Annotated in this window: 19 protein-coding genes; 18 read left to right on the top strand and 1 reads right to left on the bottom strand. The window is 69.4% G+C overall.

Annotated features, from left to right (window positions below; all coding sequences use genetic code 11):
• The first annotated feature begins 190 nt into the window (after window positions 1–190).
• From GEV28_RS28455 to GEV28_RS28375, 17 genes are all read left to right on the top strand, one after another.
• On the top strand, window positions 191–424 hold the full coding sequence (locus GEV28_RS28455) for a hypothetical protein (protein WP_291415458.1): 234 nt from the start codon (window positions 191–193) through the stop codon (window positions 422–424).
• The gene (locus tag GEV28_RS28450) at window positions 414–2,087 is read left to right on the top strand and encodes a Terminase (protein ID WP_291415457.1); all 1,674 of its coding nucleotides are present in this window, start codon (window positions 414–416) and stop codon (window positions 2,085–2,087) included. The genes GEV28_RS28455 and GEV28_RS28450 overlap by 11 nt, the downstream gene beginning before the upstream one ends.
• 35 nt (window positions 2,088–2,122) lie before the next feature.
• On the top strand, window positions 2,123–3,490 hold the full coding sequence (locus GEV28_RS28445; RefSeq protein ID WP_291415455.1) for a phage portal protein: 1,368 nt from the start codon (window positions 2,123–2,125) through the stop codon (window positions 3,488–3,490).
• The gene (locus tag GEV28_RS28440) at window positions 3,487–4,221 is read left to right on the top strand and encodes a hypothetical protein (protein WP_291415454.1); all 735 of its coding nucleotides are present in this window, start codon (window positions 3,487–3,489) and stop codon (window positions 4,219–4,221) included. The genes GEV28_RS28445 and GEV28_RS28440 overlap by 4 nt, the downstream gene beginning before the upstream one ends.
• 102 nt (window positions 4,222–4,323) lie before the next feature.
• The gene (locus GEV28_RS28435) at window positions 4,324–4,917 is read left to right on the top strand and encodes a hypothetical protein (protein ID WP_291415452.1); all 594 of its coding nucleotides are present in this window, start codon (window positions 4,324–4,326) and stop codon (window positions 4,915–4,917) included.
• 39 nt (window positions 4,918–4,956) lie between these two features.
• Window positions 4,957–5,883 carry a phage major capsid protein gene (locus GEV28_RS28430; protein ID WP_367115208.1) on the top strand — a complete coding sequence of 309 codons (927 nt, stop codon included), beginning with the start codon at window positions 4,957–4,959 and terminating at the stop codon, window positions 5,881–5,883.
• Between the two features lie 287 nt (window positions 5,884–6,170).
• A complete protein-coding gene (locus GEV28_RS28425; protein WP_291415451.1) occupies window positions 6,171–7,157 on the top strand; it encodes a glycosyltransferase family 4 protein in 987 nt (328 codons plus the stop codon).
• Between the two features lies 1 nt (window position 7,158).
• Complete coding sequence (locus tag GEV28_RS28420) at window positions 7,159–7,356, top strand: hypothetical protein (protein WP_291415449.1); 198 nt, start codon at window positions 7,159–7,161, stop codon at window positions 7,354–7,356.
• A complete protein-coding gene (locus GEV28_RS28415; protein WP_291415448.1) occupies window positions 7,353–7,775 on the top strand; it encodes a Gp19/Gp15/Gp42 family protein in 423 nt (140 codons plus the stop codon). The genes GEV28_RS28420 and GEV28_RS28415 overlap by 4 nt, the downstream gene beginning before the upstream one ends.
• Window positions 7,772–8,128 (top strand): head-tail adaptor protein, encoded by a 357-nt coding sequence (locus GEV28_RS28410; protein WP_291415446.1) that lies wholly within the window; start codon window positions 7,772–7,774, stop codon window positions 8,126–8,128. The genes GEV28_RS28415 and GEV28_RS28410 overlap by 4 nt, the downstream gene beginning before the upstream one ends.
• Window positions 8,121–8,420 carry a DUF5403 family protein gene (locus GEV28_RS28405; RefSeq protein WP_291415444.1) on the top strand — a complete coding sequence of 100 codons (300 nt, stop codon included), beginning with the start codon at window positions 8,121–8,123 and terminating at the stop codon, window positions 8,418–8,420. Before GEV28_RS28410 ends, GEV28_RS28405 begins: the two co-directional genes overlap by 8 nt.
• 94 nt (window positions 8,421–8,514) lie before the next feature.
• Complete coding sequence (locus GEV28_RS28400) at window positions 8,515–8,922, top strand: hypothetical protein (protein WP_291415443.1); 408 nt, start codon at window positions 8,515–8,517, stop codon at window positions 8,920–8,922.
• 71 nt (window positions 8,923–8,993) lie between these two features.
• Window positions 8,994–9,542 (top strand): hypothetical protein, encoded by a 549-nt coding sequence (locus GEV28_RS28395; protein ID WP_291415442.1) that lies wholly within the window; start codon window positions 8,994–8,996, stop codon window positions 9,540–9,542.
• 46 nt (window positions 9,543–9,588) lie between these two features.
• Entirely contained in the window at window positions 9,589–9,957 is a 369-nt protein-coding gene (locus tag GEV28_RS28390; RefSeq protein ID WP_291415490.1) for a phage tail assembly protein, read from the top strand.
• Entirely contained in the window at window positions 9,921–10,346 is a 426-nt protein-coding gene (locus GEV28_RS28385; RefSeq protein ID WP_291415441.1) for a hypothetical protein, read from the top strand. The genes GEV28_RS28390 and GEV28_RS28385 overlap by 37 nt, the downstream gene beginning before the upstream one ends.
• Before the next feature lie 26 nt (window positions 10,347–10,372).
• Window positions 10,373–12,682, top strand: coding sequence for a hypothetical protein (locus tag GEV28_RS28380; protein ID WP_291415440.1), 2,310 nt, complete (start codon window positions 10,373–10,375; stop codon window positions 12,680–12,682).
• Window positions 12,683–12,715: 33 nt separating this feature from the next.
• Window positions 12,716–13,630, top strand: a complete 915-nt coding sequence (locus tag GEV28_RS28375; protein ID WP_291415439.1) for a phage tail domain-containing protein — start codon at window positions 12,716–12,718, stop codon at window positions 13,628–13,630.
• Between the two features lie 157 nt (window positions 13,631–13,787).
• On the opposite strand, the gene GEV28_RS28370 is transcribed toward GEV28_RS28375, so the two are convergent.
• A complete protein-coding gene (locus GEV28_RS28370) occupies window positions 13,788–14,693 on the bottom strand; it encodes a hypothetical protein (RefSeq protein WP_291415438.1) in 906 nt (301 codons plus the stop codon).
• A 60-nt stretch (window positions 14,694–14,753) separates the two neighbouring features.
• Here GEV28_RS28370 and GEV28_RS28365 point away from each other — a divergent pair, with 60 nt between their 5' ends.
• Window positions 14,754–15,065 (top strand): hypothetical protein, encoded by a 312-nt coding sequence (locus tag GEV28_RS28365; protein ID WP_291415436.1) that lies wholly within the window; start codon window positions 14,754–14,756, stop codon window positions 15,063–15,065.
• Window positions 15,066–15,178: the final 113 nt, after the last annotated feature.

Genomic DNA, 15,178 nt, shown 5'->3' with positions numbered 1-15,178 from the left:
GAAGCGTCATCGCCGTAACGCGGACCCGTTGGCTTCGGCGGCGGTCACCGTGTCGGCAGACGGCACAGTCGAGGCGCCGAGCTTGCCGAACGCCTCGACGTATTCGCGGCACACACGGGCGTGGTACCGGACGTGGTGCGCGTCGCCTCAGGCGCAGGCGTTCACGGTGACGGATTGGCAGCGGTTGCACATGCTGGCTCCGCTGGTGGACCAGTATTTCAACGAGCCCCGCAAGGACCTTCTCGCCGAGATCCGGCTCAACGAGGGCCTGCTGGGCGCGACGCACGTCGACCGGCTACGTGCCCGGATCACGATCACGCCACCCGCCAGCCAGTCCATCGAGGCGGACAGTGCCGCTGGCGACACCCCGGAGGTCGCGCGGCTGGACGAGCGTCGACGGAGGTTGGGCGGCGGTGCCTCGTGAACTGGTCCACGCCCCCGACCACGACCGGAACCGCTCCCTTGGCTGGCTCGGCGCAGCGTGGATCGAGCATTTCTGTGTGCACGGTCCGGGCGATGTGCAGGGCGATCCGGTCGAGCTGGATGACGAGTTCGCCGGGTTCCTGCTCGACGCCTACGCCCACAACCCGCACGGCCGCCGGCTGTACTCGCGCGCGGCGCTGGTCCGCCCGAAGGGCCGCGCCAAGAGCGAGTTGGCCGGGCATGTCGGGTTGTTCGACGCGCTCGGGCCGTCCCGGTTCGCCGGCTGGGCCAGCGGTGGTGAGGTGTTCGTGTGGCGGGACTTCGTCTACCGCTACACCCGTGGCGAGCCGATGGGTCGGCCGCTCGTGTATCCCTACGTCCGGTGCCTGGCTACCGAGGAAACCCAGACCGGCAACACTTACGACGTCATCCACCACAACCTCGAACACGGCCCGATCGGCGACGACCTACCTTCTGACGCGGTCGGCCTGACCCGTGTCCTGCTGCCCGATGGCGGGGAGATCGTCCCGTCCACCGCCAGCTCGTCGGCGAAGGACGGCGGCAAAGAGTCGCTGGCGATCTTCGACGAGCCGCACCTGTACGTCACCCCGGAGTTGCGGCGCATGTTCCGCACCGTCGACCGCAACCTCCGCAAACGCCGTGACGCCGACCCCTGGGCGCTGCTCACCTCCACGATGTACCAGCCCGGCGAGGACTCAGTCCTCGAAGCCGTGGACCGGCAGGCCCAAGCCATCCGCGAGGGTCGGGCGCGGGCGGCGCGGTTGTTGTGGGACCACCGCGAGGCCCCGGCCGAGGTGGACCTGACCGACCTGGACAGTGTGGTCGCCGCGCTGGCCGAGGTGTACGGGCCGGCGGCCGCGTGGATGGACCTGCCCGGCATCGTCCGGGACGAGTTCTGGGACCTCACCAAAGACGTGGCCGACGCCCGCCGCTATTTCTTCAACCAGCGCACCGCCGCGCACACCGCCTGGTCCTCCGCCCCGGAGTGGGACGCCTGCCACCGCCCCGACACGACACCGTTCGCCGAGGGCGACGAGATCGCCCTGTTCTTCGACGGCAGCGCGGGCGACGACGCCACCGGCCTGGTCGCCGTCCGCCTCGACGACGGGCACGCCGCCGTGTTGCACGTCGACGAACGACCACCCGGCACCGCCGGGAAGACCTGGCGCGTCGATCGCGCCGCCGCCGACCTCGCCGTGCGGCGCGCGTTCGACCGGTTCGACGTGCTCGGCTTCGCCGCCGACATCCGCGAATTCGAGTCCTACGTCGACACGTGGGGGCAGGAGTTCGGCAAGCGGCTGCTGATCGACGCCAGCACCGGCAAGTACCGGCACCCGGTCGCGTTCGACATGCGCGTCCGCACCGCCGAGTTCACCGCCGCGACCGAACGCACCCTCGCCGACATCCGCCAGAAGACCCTCAGCCACGACGGCGACCTCCGGCTCCGCCGGCACGTGCTCAACGCCCGCCGCGCCCCCAACCGCCACGGCGTGTCCATCGCCAAGGAAGGTCGCGACAGTCCGCACAAGATCGACCTCGCGGTCTGCCTGATCGGCGCCCGCCTGGTCCGCCGCCTCGTCCTCGCGTCCGAGAAGTACCAGCGGCGCAAACGCCGTAGCCGCCGCGTCACCGTCCTCCGCTGACCCGCGCTGGCCGCGATCCCGAACGGGGGTGACGGGTGGCTGACCTGGATGTGCTGCACGACCTCCGCCGCCGGTTGCAGACCCGCTCAAGCCGCGTGCGGCGGTTGGACGCCTACTACGACGGCACGCAACGCCTGGCCGCGCTCGGGCTCGGCCTGCCACCAGAAATGCGCCGCCTCCAGGTCGTCGTCAACTGGCCGCGCCTGGTCGTCGACAGCCTCGAAGAGAGGCTCGATGTCGAGGGGTTCCGGCTCGCCGACACCGCCGACACCGACGCCCGGCTGTGGTCGTGGTGGCAGGCCAACAACCTCGACGAAGAATCGTCGCTCGCGCACCTGGAAGCCCTGGTCGCCGGCCGCGCGTTCCTCACTGTCGGCCCCAACGAGGACCAGCCCGACGTCCCGGTGATCACCCCGGAGTCGGCGCGGTCGATGGTGGCCGACATCGATCCGCGCACCCGGCGGGTGCGGGCGGCATTGCGGCTCTACAACGCACCCGAGCACGGCGGGGCCGCGCGGTCGGCGACGCTGTACCTGCCGGACCGGACCGTGTTCTACGACCGCGTCTCCGCCGGCTGGCGGCCGGTCGACACCATCGAACACCGACTCGGCCAGGTGCCGGTGGTGCCGCTGGTCAACCGCGCCCGCCTCGCCGACCGCGACGGACGCTCCGAGATGGCCGACGTGACCGGCCTGACCGACGCCGCGTGCCGCACCCTGACCAACCTGCAAGGCGCGCAAGAACTCCTCGCCGTGCCGCAGCGGTACGTGCTCGGCGCGACCCGCGAGGACTTTGTCGACGAGGACGGGAACCCGATCCCCGCGTGGGAGGCCTACATCGGCCGCATCCTCGCGCTCGGCGACCCGGACGCGAAAGTCGGCCAGTTCACCGCCGCCGACCTGCGCAACTTCACCGAAGTGATCAACGCCTACGCCCGTCTCGTCTCCGCGCTGTCCGGGCTGCCGCCCCACTTCCTCGGCCTCGTCTCCGAGAACCCCGCCTCAGCGGACGCGATCCGCAGCGCCGAAGCACGCCTGGTCAAACGCGCGGAGCGGCGCACACGCGCGTTCTCCGGCGCGTGGGAGCAGGCGATGCGGCTCGGGATACTGATCATCGATGGCGACCTCCCCGCCGACGCCGCGCGCCTGGAAGCTGTCTGGCGCGACCCGTCCACGCCGACCTACGCGGCGAAGGCCGACGCGGTCGCGAAGCTGGTCGCGGTCGGCATCCTGCCGCCCTCGGTCGCGTGGGAAGAGCTGGGCTACACCGCCGAGAAGCGCCGCCAGCTCGCCGACGCCGCCAGCGACGACCCCCTCGCCCGCCTGATGGCGACTGTTGGCGCCACCGACACCGAACCCACCACCACCGACCCCTCGACGACGAGTGAGGTGCTGTCGGCGTGAACCTGGTCGAGTACCGCCGCGCGCAGGACACGATCACCCGCCAGGTCGTCGCCGCGGTCGTGGCGACCCTGCGCGCCCTGGCCGGGCGGCCACTGACCCCCGCCCAGTGGCAATACGTGCTGGACGCGCTGTTCCCGACCGTCGTGCAGGGCCGGCGCGCGTCGGTCGACCTGGCCCTCTCGTTCTACCGCGACCACCGCGCCGACCACACCGACACCGCACCATCAGATACCGGACCATCCGGCGTCGAGCCACCCGACTACGACCGGGCGGCGCTGGACCAGCTCCTCACCCGCACCGCCCGGCCCCGGCTCGGCGACCCGGACACCGCACGCGCCGGGATCACCACCACGGCGGCCGCGGTGATGCGGCACGTGGAGCAGGCCGGGCGGGACACGATCATCACCGCCAGCGACCGTGACCCGTTGACCGTTCGGTGGGCGCGGGTACCGACCGGGCGGGAGACCTGCGCGTTCTGCTGGATGCTCGCCTCACGCGGCCCCGTCTACCGGATCCCCGCCGCGCCCTCCGACATGCGCGACATGCGCGCGTGGCACGACGGCTGTGACTGCCTCGCCGTGCCCGTGTTCGACCCCAACGACTGGCCCGGCCGCGACACCCACCACACCGCCCGCGACCTGTGGCGGACCTCGACCGCCGGCTACTCCGGCCGCGACGCGCTCAACGCCTTCCGCCGCGCCCTCTACACCAACCCACCCCAGACCACCTGACCCGCGCTGGTGTCGGCGTCCCCGGCGGACACGACACCAGCGGTTCCGTTGCCCGGCTCCCGGCGAGCCGGCACCTTGTCATGCCCCAGGAGGGCCTTTCCCTTGCCCGACAACACCTCCACACCCGAACCATCCGCCACCGACACCACGACCGACGCGACCCCGGCGGACCAGTCGGCGACCGAGCCGACACCCGCACCGACAGCGGCCGTCGCGTCGAGCGCGGTCGCAGGGTCGCTGGGCGAGCTGCCCGAGTGGGCACAGACCGAGATCCGCCGCGCCCGCAACGACGCCGCCAAGTACCGGCGAGAGCGGAACGCGATTCAGAAAGCCTTGACCGACAAGGACTCTGACACCGATGTGCAGGCCGGAGACCAGGAGTCCCGCGCCGAGATCGACCGCCTCTCGGGCGAACTCACCACCGCGCAACGCGACACGGCCCGGTTGCGCGCCGCGCTCGCCGCCGACGTCCCGCCCGGCCAGGTCGCGGACTTCGCCGCGCGGCTGGTCGGCGACACCGACGCCGAGCTGGCCGCCGACGCCGTCCGTCTCCGCGAACTCCTCGGCCTACCCGCCGCCTCACCGGAGCGTCAGCGGCCAGACCCCTCCCAAGGCGCCGGAATCGACACCGCCACCGGCAGCGCGACCACCCCGGCCGAAGTGTTCTCCGCGTTCATCCAAGACCGCCTCAAATAAGGCCGGTCACCCTGACTGTCTACTTTGGAGTGATTACCGATTCCGCCCACAACCCTGGCCAACATCCCCGAGCAGCTCCTACCGCGCGAGGTCACCGGCCCGATCTTCGACAAGGCCCAGGAACGCTCCGTCGTGATGCGTTTGGGCGGCACCATCCCCGTCATCCTCGGCGAAACCTCCATCCCGACCACCACCAAACGGCCCGAGGTCGGGGTGGTCGGCGAGGGCGAGGCCAAGCCCGTCTCCGACGTCGGATACGGCGTGAAGACGTTCAAGCCGGTCAAGATGGCGACCATCGTCGTGGTGTCCGAGGAGTTCGCGCGCTCGAACATCGGCGGCACCTACGAACAGATCAGCGACGACCTCGCGTTCGCCATCGCCCGCGGCGCCGACCTCCTCACCCTGCACGGCCGGTCACCGCTGACTGGCGCACTCGTCGAGGGCAAGGAGTACGTCAACCAGACCAGCAACCGCGTGATCCTCGGCAGCACGCCGCAGGAAGAGGGCGGCATCTCCGGGGACCTGGTCGCCGGCTACGAGCTGGTCGTCAACGACGACACCTCCGACGAGTTCACCGGGTTCGCCGCCGACTCCCGACTCCGCCCGCAGCTGATCGGGGCAACCGACCGCAACGGCCGCCCGCTGCTCCAGACCGCGACCAACCTCGCCGACCGGATGGACACCGTCCTCGGCTTGCCCACCGCGTACAGCCGCGCCGTGTCCGGCCGCATCGGCGCCAACCCCGACAGCTCGGTTCGCGCGTTCGGCGGTGACTGGTCCCTCGTGCGGTGGGGCTTCGCCGAGGAAATGGTCATCAAGGTCTCCACCGAGGCAACCGTGATGATCGACGGGCAACTCGTGTCCCTGTGGCAACACAACCTCGTCGGCCTCCTCGTCGAAGCCACGTTCGGGTGGGCCATCGGCAACGTCGACGCCTTCGCCGCCTACGAAACCGCCGGCAGCTGACCGAAGCCTGAAACCAACAGTCGACGCGTTGGGTTGTCAGCACTGTGGCGTGTCAACGAGTTGCCCCCTTTTTCCTCGCCGCTGATTAGCCAAAACAAAAACACACCGAGGCCAGAGCCCACGACCAGGCAGATCCAATGCCACAGGGTTTGCGCGGCGGGCGCACCTAAGACGACTGGGCCAGCAAAGGTAACGACCGCCGCTATAACGCGCCGACGACGATTCACGCGCGCGAGTATGCCACGCGGCGAGGCGGCGCTCGGCTTCCCGGAAGAAAGGAAATTCGGGTGCGGGTTGTCGCACTGATCCATTTCTATCTCCCGCACCACCGCGCCGGCTCCGAAACGATGATCCACGCGATGCTCCGCGCCCTGGTCGACGCCGGACATGACGCGCACGTCGTGGTCACCTCCCAACCCGAGGGCGTCGACGACTACCAGGTGGACGGGGTGGTGGTGCACCGGGCGGGCACGGGCGAGCGCACCGTGCCACGCTTGGTCGCCTCGCTGAATCCGGATGTGTTGGTGACGCATCACCAGGAGACCCCGCACACCTCGAAGTTGGGCCGGGATCTCGGGGTGCCGGTGGTGCACGTGGTCCATAACCACATGCACCACACCAACCTGTGGCTGCACAAACGCCCCAGTCTGGCCGTGTTCAACACCCATTGGATCACCCGACACTTCGCCAAGCGGCACAAGGGATTACGGTCCATCGTGGTGCACCCGCCCGTGTGGGGCGACGAGCACGCCACCACGCCCGGAGACCGGGTAACGCTGGTGAATCTGAACCGGGACAAGGGCAGCGGCGTGTTCTACGCGCTCGCCGAACGGATGCCCGACGTCCCGTTCCTCGGCGTGGTCGGCGGCCACGGCCACCAGGTCATCCGCGATGACCTCCCGAACGTGCGGATCCAGCGGCCGACCGGAGACATGCGCGGGGACGTGTGGGCGCGCACGCGGGTACTGCTCATGCCGTCGATCTACGAGTCCTACGGCATGGTCGCCGTCGAGGCGGCTCACTCCGGCATCCTCACCATCGCGCACCCCACCCCCGGTCTGCTGGAAAGCCTCAGCTACGCGGGCACGTTTTGCGACCGCGACGATCTCGACACCTGGGAACGCGCGCTCCGCTCCCTGCTCCACCCGGAGACCTGGCAACCGCTCTCGGCTGTCGCGCGCCGTCGCGCCGCTGAACTCGACCCGCGGACCGACCTCATGGCGTGGGTTACCGAGCTGGAATCCCTTGTATCGCAACGAAATCTGGTGACATGACGTGGACCTGATCAACACTATCGGAACCCGCGTGCGGGTCCGCGACGAGCACGCCGACCGGCTGATCGCCGCCGGCTACACCCACCCCCAACCCGCCCAGACCACCGGCGAGCAGCCGGCACGGCCAGCACGGCGCACCACCACCCGCGGTGCCACTAGGACTGCCCGCCGCACGGCTGGCGGCGGCAAGCGGTCGTGAGTTACGCCGACGTCGCCGACGTCGCCGCCCGGCTCGGCCGGCCGCTGACCGACGACGAACGCGCACTGGCCGCCGTGCTGCTCGACGACGCGGAGAACCTGATCCGCGCCCGGATACCCGACCTCGACGAGCGGATCGCGGACGGTCGTATCCGCCGCGAACTCGTGGTGATGATCGAGGCGAACGCCGTCGTTCGAGTGCTCAGGAATCCCGGCGGATACCGGTCAGAGACGGCCGGGGACTACTCCTACACGATCGACACCCGCGCGGCCGCTGGTTACCTCGACATCCCCGATACCGACTGGCGGCTGATCGGTGTCCGGCCGGGCGCGTTCACCATCACCCCCGCCTTCCCGAGACCACGCCGACCGTGTCCGTCGCGGTGGGTGTGTGACCTCTGGTGCGGGAGCTGCCCGTGAGCCTGCTCGACCACGGCACCCACGCCATCGTGATCTACCGCTCGGTGTGGGAACCCGACACGGACGGCAACTACGGCTGGCGGCCCGGCCACACACCGGTACTGGTGTGGGCGCGGGTGCAGCCGGTCCGCTCGACCGAGCTAGTCGTCAACGGCCAACAAGTCGCGACCGTGGCGCGCGTGATCGCCCGGCACGCCCCGGCTGGTCCGTGGGACCGGATCGACTACGACGGCCGCACCTGGGACGTGCTCGGCGAACCCGAACAACGCGGCGACAGCCCCGCCACCCGCCACACCACCGCCCTCATGCAAGCCCGCGGACCCCAACGACAAGGAGGTGATGGTGATGGCTGAGGTGGACCGGAACGTGAACGCGATCGTGGCGCACCTGCCCGGCGTTCGCGCCGCCGTGCGTGCCGCCGCCCGCGAGGTCGGCGCCCGCGCGGAGGCGAACCTCGCCCAACACCGTCACTCGGGCGACGCCGAGATCGAGGTCACCTACGGCCGTACCGACGGGCACGTCTCGCTGGTCGACGAGGCCGCCATGAGCATCGAGTTCGGGCACTTCACCGACAACGGCGAGACCGACGCCACCGTCACCTACGTGCCCGGCTTGCGCATCCTCCGCGACGCCGCCGACCTGTAACCCCCGACCCCGTTCCAGCCGCGTTCCGGCCATCGCGTTCAGCACCCGACAGCCTGACCGGAATGGCGCGAATGGCGTGAATGGAGGTCAGGCGTTGCGGCTGTTGCCCTATGTCGACGGGCTCGTTCTCGCGATCCTGCGCGCCGCCCTGCCCGGCGCGGTGACGGTCGAGTCCGAGCTGTCCGACCCGCTGCGCCGCACGCCGTATGTGTTCGTCGACGTGGTCGGCGGCGACGAGGTCGATCCGCGGTTCCTGGGTGTGCCGCGCGTCGAGGTCGACGTGTTCGCCACCAGGGGTAGGCGGGCGGCGGCGGATCTCGCCGAGGACGTCCGGGTGGCGTTGTTCCGGGCGTGGGAGGACCAGACGGTCACCCCACACGGCCATCTCGCCTCGTTCCGCACCGCGAGCTATCCGCGCGCGATCCGCACAGCCGGGCAGCCGGCCGAGGTCTACCGCTACACCGCGACCTACGAACTCGGCGTCCGCCCACCCCGCCCCTGACCGTTCCTTGTACCGCAAGGCGACACGCGAACCAGTGTGTCGCCTTCTTTCGTTGTGGAGGCTTGTTTCCTGTGGCGCTCAACGATGGCGCTGTCCTGATTCCCGGCACCGGCCGCGTCTATCTCGCCGCAGCCGGCCAGGCACCGCCTACCGACCCGCGTGACCCGGCTGATCCGTGGTCGATCGTCGGGCACACCTCCCGTGAGGAGGGTTTGACGATCACCCGCGACGCCGGGGATTCCGAGGTCAAGGGCACGTGGGAGAACCCCGCCCTGCGGGAACGCCGGGAGCCGGCGACGTGGGCGATCACGTTCCAGCTCCATCAGCTCGACAACAACGCCCTGGAGCTGTTCTTCGGCCAGGGCGACATCGACACGCCCGGCGTGTTCGGCGTGAACGGGGTCGGTGACCCGGTTGAGCGCGGGTTGTTCGTGCGGATGATCGACGGCGCGGCCGAGGCCGGCCTGTACGTGCCGCGCGTGTCCATCGGCAGCGATGACGACATCAGCGTGGATGTGGAGAACTTCCTCGCCTTCCCCGTCCGCGCCCAGGTCCTCCAGATCACCGGGTCCAACCTCATGGACTGGTACGCGCCAGGTCTCGGCGCCACACCCGCATAACCCCCGTTTCCCTTACCCACCAATGACATTGGAGGTCCGCGTGTCGATGTCGATCGGGCTCGACGAGATCCGGCAAGAAGCCGAAACCCAGTTCGGTGACCTGGAAATCACACTCCCCAACGGGCAAACCGTCCGCCTGCGGCACACGCTCCGACTCGCGAAACCGGACCGGAAACGGTTGGCCGACCTCGGCCGGCTGATCGGGCAGGTCGCCGACGAGAACACCCAGCACGCCGACCGGGAGGACGCGTTGCTGGCCGCGATCGGTGACGTCCTCGTGTTGGTCGCCGAGACCAAGTCCGCGGGCCGCGCGCTGCTGTCCGCGATCAAGGGTGACCTGCTCACGCTGATGGGCGTGTTCCGCAAGTACCAGGAGACGTGTCAGCTCCCGGAAGCCTCGCGCTCGACCGACTGATCGACCAGGTAGGCGGCACCGCGCTGGACGCCGATGTGCGCCGCTACTACCGGGCCGACCTCACCCACCTCTGGCACGACACCCCTGGCGGGTTGTCGCCGAGGCGGGTGTTGTGGTGGGTCGAGCACCTCCCCGAAGACTCAGCCACCGTCGCCGCGTTGCGCGGTGGCTCCGACCACGCCGCCGAGCATCGCGCCTGGACATCCACCGCGCACCTGCTGGCGAGTGTGGTGGACGCGGTGCAGGTCAACACCTGGACCACCGTCGCCGCCCACGCCCGCCGCCGCCCGAAACCACCGACCCCACTGCCGCGCCCGACGACACCGCGCCGGGCGGGGCGGGTCGTCACGGTCGCCGAGATCGCCGCCGCGGGCAGACCGCCTGACTGACGTGATCACCACGCGGGGGTGATGGCGTGGCGGGGCCGGGTGGCGAGGAGATCGGCCGGGTGTCGGTCCGGGTCGTGCAGGACACCGCCGAGTTCGGCCCGTCGGTGTCTCGCTACCTGACCCGGCTGGAACGCTCCATCGAGCTCCACGTGCGGGCGGTGCTCAACGACACCGGGTTCGCCGCCGACGCGCGCCGGCTCGCCGCCACCGCCGAACGCGTCGCCACGACCACGGTGCCGGTCGAGCTGGACGCCGACCGGGTCGACGCAGAGTTCCAGCGCATCGTCCGTGGCTTGGCCGGCGAGTCGGTGCACCTGCGGGTCACCGTGGACGAACGCGAGTTGGACCAGGTCCTGGCCCAGCTCGCGGTCCGCGGCCGGCAGTTCACGCGGCTCGCGTCGATCTCGGTCGCGATCGGCGGGCTCGCGGCCGCGGCCACCGGCCTGGCCGGGCTCGCGGTCGGCGCCGCCCAGGCGTCCGGGGCGTTGTTGCTGCTGCCGGCGGCCGGGTTCGCCGCCACCGCCGCTATCACCACCCTCGTCGTCGGGATGCAAGGGTTCGGCGACGCGCTCTCGTCGATGGACGACCCTGCGGCGTTCGCCGACGCGCTCGCGAACCTGGCGCCCTCGGCGGCGGCCACCGCGACCGCGATCCGGGACCTGCGCCCGGCGTTCGGTGCGTTGCGGCTGGATGTTCAGGAGCGGTTGTTCACCGGCCTGGCCGACACCATCACCAGCCTCGCCGGCTCGTATCTGCCGGTGCTGCGGACTGGGCTCGGCGGCATCGCCACCGAGCTGAACACCGGGGCGCGCTCGTTCGCGACGTTCCTCAGCTCGTCCCAGTCGGTCGCGGACACCTCGGCGATCTTCGCTGACGTCCAAGCGGCGCTCGCTCGGCTCGCGCCGGCAGGGGTCGCGTTCGCCGCCGTCCTGCGGGACATCACCACGGTGGGCGCGTCGTTCCTGCCCGGTCTGGCCGCCGGTCTCGCCGATGCCGCCGAACGGTTCGCCGCGTTCATCGCGCAGGCCCGCGCCTCCGGTGACCTGGCCGGCTGGATTCAGGGCGGCATCGACGCCGTTGGCCAACTCCTGACGATCCTGCGGAACCTCGGCTCCATCGCCGGTAGCGTGTTCGGCGCGCTGGACGCCTCCGGTGGCGGGTTCCTGCAATTTCTCGCTGACGCCACCGGCCAGCTCGCCGACTTCCTCGACAGCGCGGAAGGCGCGGAGGTGCTGGGCGCGGTCGCGCGGTTCGCCGCGACCGCCGGCCGTGCCATCTCCACCGTGCTCGGCACCGCGCTCGAGGAACTCGGGCCGGTGCTCGCCGACCTCGCGCCCGGCCTGTCGGTGTTCGTCACCCAACTGGGCGGCGCGCTCGTCACCGCGCTCCAGGTCGCCGGGCCGCTACTCCAGCAACTCGCCGGGTTTCTGTCCGCCAACGCCACCTGGCTCGGACCGGTCGTGATCGGCCTGGGCACGCTCGCCGCCGTCGCCGGCCCGCTGATCACCGGCCTGACCGGCCTCGCGACCGCCGTGCGCGTGGTGACCATGGTGTTCAACGGCATGCGGATCGCGCTCCTGTCCAATCCGTTCACCGCCATCGCCGCCGCCGTGATCGCGCTCGCCATCGTGATCGTCACCAACTGGACCGCGATCCGGGACACCACCGTCGCGATCTTCCAAGCGGTGTGGGGGTTCGTCAAAGGCATCTGGGACACCATCACCGGCTGGATCTCCGCCCGCGTCACCGACATCCTCACCGCGATCGGGTGGCTCGCCTCCCTACCCGGCAAGGTCGCCGACTGGTTCGGTGGCGTGGTGTCCGGCGCGGTCGGCAAACTCGGCGAGCTGATCTCCTGGCTCGGTGGGCTGCCCGGCAGAATCCTGGGCGCGCTCGGCGACCTCGGCTCCCTGCTGCTCGACGCCGGCAAGAACATCATCCTCGGATTGCTCAACGGCCTGAAGAACGCCGCCGGCGCGGTGATCGACTTCTTCAAGAACCTCATCTCCGACGCCGTCGACTCCGTGCTGTCCTTCCTCGGCATCTCCTCACCGTCCAAGGTCATGCACCGCATCGGCGGCTACACCGCCCAGGGCTTCGCCTACGGCATCCGCGACGCCACCCCCCTGGCCGCTCGCGCCGCCACCCGGCTCGCCAACACCGCCGCCTTCGACCCGGTCCGTACCGACTTCGGCGCCACGGCAGGTGCCAGCGGTGGGTCGCCGGTCACGGTCAACCAGACCGTCGTCGCCCAACCCGACCAGTCGCCGTGGGCCATCGCCACCGCCGCGAACCGGCAGCTCGGCTACGCCATGCGCACCACCGGCACGCCATAAGCCGGCCAACAGCCATCGGGGGTGGTTCGGTTCATGCCGGCTTCTGGCCTGCCGTTGCGGGTGCGCTGGCAGCTCGACGACCTCGTGTTCAACGGGCCACCGGACCAGGCCGGTCGTGAGTGGGTGATCGACACCGAGACCGGATGGTCCGCGTCCCCGCCCGTGCGCACCGACCAAGCCCAACCCCGCACCGGCGCGCACGGCGGCTGGCCACCCCGCACCTACCGCGACCCGCGCACCATCCGCCTCGACGGCTGGATCTACTCCCCCACCTGGGAAGCCCGCCGCGACGCCGAACACCACCTCGCCGCCCTCTGCGCCGAACCCGGACGCGAATACCCGTTGCGCTGCACCGAGGAGACCGGCGAACTCCTCGCCCACGTGACCCAGGACGACACCACCCTGGTCACCGTCCGTCCCGGCGGGCGGTGGCTGGACTTCTCGTTACAGCTCGTCGCCGCCGACCCCCGCAAGTACAGCGCGAGCGAACACGCCGCCGAGACCGGTCTCCCCGGCGACTCCACCACCGGGCTGGACTTCGGCACCGACCCCAGCGGCCTCGACTTCACTTCCGCGGATGCCGGTCTGGACTTCGGGCCGCAACTGGTCACCGGACGCGCCACCGCTGCCAACACCGGCACCGCCGACACCGCACCGACGCTCACCCTGACCGGGCCGCTGACCCCGCCGGTCACCATCACCCGACCCGACAACGGCGCCCGGATCACCTACCGCGACCCGCTCGACGCCGACGACCGGCTCGTCATCGACACCCGTATCCGCACCGCCTACCTCGGCACGGCCAGCCGCCGCCACCGCGTCACCGTCACCGACTGGGACGCGCTCGCACTCCCGCCCGCGTCGGTCGTGGATTTCGTGCTCGGCCACGCCGGCGACCCGAACCCAGCGGCTCGTCTCGTCGTGACCTGGCGCTCGGCGTGGTGGTAGGTCGCAGACTCACCGAGTCTGGTTGATCACCAAGGCAGCTATTGCTACGGCGAGACTGAACCAGGACGCCAGTGGCGGCTCAGGCACGCCGGCCATCCCAACACACCGTCGCTCGTCTGGGTGTCGCGTGGCGTTCGGCCTGGTGATGACACGTAGGTTAGCGCTGAAGCGTGATCACCAGCGAAGTAATGGAAATTGCTAGACTGAACCATGCCGCCAGTGGGAATACGTAGTCCTTGAAGACCTCCCAGCGATTCCTGTTGCGCATCGGGTCGAGGTATAGCATGTCCCGTTCTGGAATTTCGTCGCTCGACTTATGTCGAGTTGGCAACCGTGGATATGATTCCCTAATTCTGGGCGTTAGGTCCGGTACGCCCAAGTGGACAACCGCAACGATATCATGGAGAAGCCATGCAAGGTCGTGTCGTCCATGCTCCGACATCCTAAGCTCTGAAGTCAGTTCTATATTGATCAACGGGTATGCCAGTCGAAACGCGCGATCGGCTATAGCCGGTGGAGTTTTCCATGTCATCCTACTGCCTTGCAGGTACACAAAGAGAGCACGGGCTGCGCGTCCGGCACTATCGAGAGCGCCCACCTTGTCACCTTCAGGATAGGTGCGATCGTAGAGCTTCATCAAGGCAGATTGCGCATGAACAAAGAACCTTACCCTCGCCGCATAAATGCTACGACGGCCAAGAAACCACGACCAGAACATAAGTGCACATACGGCGAGAACAAAAACCCAGTCCTCAATAGGAAGCAGGTCCCTGAAGAAGCTCCCTGCCACTACACCAAAAATAACCAGCGGGACTGAAATCCGAAATGCTCGGGAGTAAAGTGGAATTGGCGGCACGCGATGCGCTAGCTCGCTAGCAAGGTGCAATCCCAGTGTCCTGAGACGCAAGGATAAAGCGTTCTTATCGATTGCAATCAACGGCAGCTCGAATCGTCGAATATAAGGTCTTCCTCTGGCTTTTTCCCAGGGCTCTTGTTCTGCCGTATGCGGATTGAACTGCTCTGGTTCCGTCTCGTCAGCGGCCTGGCGCTCCTTCTCTGTCACCCGGCCAGCTAACTGATCTGCCGCCGCACGGAACAAGAACTAACAGCGAAAGGTACCCAGATGGCCGTGTCCCAAGGCGGTCTCGACCCCTGGGCCGTTCAGCACCGAATCGGCGAGCGGGACGCCCGGTACGCGCTCGGAGCGCTGCTCGGCCCGGCGCCGGGCCGGATGATGGCCTGGGCGGACGGGGTGCTCCCGTCGCGCACCGAGAACGGTGTGATCGTCGATCTGAAGGCGGCGCTCGGCGCGAACGACGGGCTCGGGGTGGCGTTCTACCCCGGCCAGTGCGTGATCAACCGGCCCGGCCAAGGGCCGTATGTGTGCACCCTGGACCGCACCGGCCGTGTCCCAATGCCGCTAACTTTGGGGTGATCTTGTTGTCAGGCGCCAAAATATGATCTTGGTTTTGGGTGGGAGGGGTTTCTTGTACTCGTCGGTTTGGCGGGGGAAGCGGCCACCGGCCTGTTTCTGTTCGCGGGCGAAGG

Source organism: Actinophytocola sp. (genome assembly GCF_009379765.1).
Taxonomy (GTDB): Bacteria; Actinomycetota; Actinomycetes; order Mycobacteriales; family Pseudonocardiaceae; genus Actinophytocola.
Note: the sequence above shows the minus strand (reverse complement) of the source record. Positions and strands in the feature narration are given on the sequence as shown.

What these genes read in the sequence shown, in the direction of transcription:
- GEV28_RS28405 (WP_291415444.1), top strand. Translation starts at nt 8,121, where the DNA reads ATGGCTGAGGTGGACCGGAACGTGAACGCGATCGTGGCGCACCTGCCC.
- GEV28_RS28365 (WP_291415436.1), top strand. Translation starts at nt 14,754, where the DNA reads ATGGCCGTGTCCCAAGGCGGTCTCGACCCCTGGGCCGTTCAGCACCGA.
- GEV28_RS28375 (WP_291415439.1), top strand. Translation starts at nt 12,716, where the DNA reads ATGCCGGCTTCTGGCCTGCCGTTGCGGGTGCGCTGGCAGCTCGACGAC.
- GEV28_RS28390 (WP_291415490.1), top strand. Translation starts at nt 9,589, where the DNA reads ATGTCGATCGGGCTCGACGAGATCCGGCAAGAAGCCGAAACCCAGTTC.
- GEV28_RS28455 (WP_291415458.1), top strand. Translation starts at nt 191, where the DNA reads ATGCTGGCTCCGCTGGTGGACCAGTATTTCAACGAGCCCCGCAAGGAC.